The organism is Kitasatospora sp. NPDC002040, assembly GCF_040296785.1.
Classification (GTDB): domain Bacteria; phylum Actinomycetota; class Actinomycetes; order Streptomycetales; family Streptomycetaceae; genus Kitasatospora.
Genome location: NZ_JBEOXV010000047.1, coordinates 1 through 1,042 on the forward strand (window position 1 = coordinate 1; position 1,042 = coordinate 1,042).

The window sequence follows — 1,042 nt, forward strand, 5'->3', positions numbered from 1 at the left end:
TCGATGCCGGCGCTGGCGCTGGTCATGACGGCTTCGGTGCGCAGGGGGTTGATTTCGGAGACCGCGCCGACGAGCGTCGTTTTGCCAACACCGAAGCCGCCGGCGACGACGATCTTCGCGGAGGTGGTGGCGCGGCTGGGGGCGGCCGCGTTAGAGCTTGCGAAGTCCACTGAGGACCCTTTCGAGCAGCGTGACGTCGGGCTGGTTGCCGGATTCGCCGCCGGCGGCGGGCTGGTGGATGGCGACGAGGCCGGCCTCGGCGAGGTCGGCCACCAGGATGCGCGCCACCCCGAGGGGGAGGTTGAGCAGGGCGGAGACCTCGGCGACGGACTTCACCTCGGTGCACAGGGTGCAGATCCGCTGGTGCTCGGGGAGCATCGAGGCCAGGCGGTCCGGGGAGACGTTCGCGGAGACCAGGGCCTCCAGGGCCAGTTCGTACCGGGGCCGGGTGCGGCCGCCGGTCATCGCGAACGGGCGGATCAGCGGGCCGGAGTCGTGGTCGTCGTCGAACTCCTCGACGTAGCCCGGCTCTTCGGCCTGTTCAGGGAAGCCCTCCGGCCCCGGGTACTCCTGGTAGCCGTGCTGCCGGGGCTGCTGGCCGCCCTGGTTCCGGCCGTACTGGTCGTACTGGGGCTGGTGCGGCTGTCCGTACTGCTGCTGCGCGAACTGCGGTTGGCCGTACTGGGGTTGGCCGTACGGCTGACCGGGGCCGACGCCGGGGGCTCCGAAGGCGTCATGGCCGGTGCCAGGGTACGGAACGCCGTACTGGCCGCTGCGGTCGTCGGGCGGGGTCACGGTTCCTCTCCTCACAAGGTGCGGCGGTGCGGTGCAGGCACCGACCCAGAGGGCCGCTGCCGGTGGTGCGAAGGCCGTACAACGCCCGAACCCGGGCCCACTGTTGGGGCCCGGGACGGACATGAGGTCTTTCGAATACCAGGACGGTATCCGACGAACCGTCAGTGCAGGAGACTGCCCTGGAGTTCTGCGCGGAGTGCGGGGGTGAGGACGGCTCCGGCGCGGTCGACGAGGAGGGCCATTTCGT

1 protein-coding gene and 2 pseudogenes are annotated in these 1,042 nt (G+C 70.8%); all 3 read right to left on the bottom strand.

From position 1 onward, the window contains the following. Nucleotides 1-170, bottom strand: a pseudogene (locus ABT118_RS32665) (ATP-binding protein); the annotation flags it as partial. Beyond that, nucleotides 151-795, bottom strand: a complete 645-nt coding sequence (locus ABT118_RS32670) for a DUF742 domain-containing protein (protein WP_350678576.1) — start codon at nt 793-795, stop codon at nt 151-153. The gene ABT118_RS32670 and the pseudogene ABT118_RS32665, both read right to left, overlap by 20 nt. A 161-nt stretch (nt 796-956) precedes the next feature. Further along, nucleotides 957-1,042, bottom strand: a pseudogene (locus ABT118_RS32675) (roadblock/LC7 domain-containing protein); the annotation flags it as partial.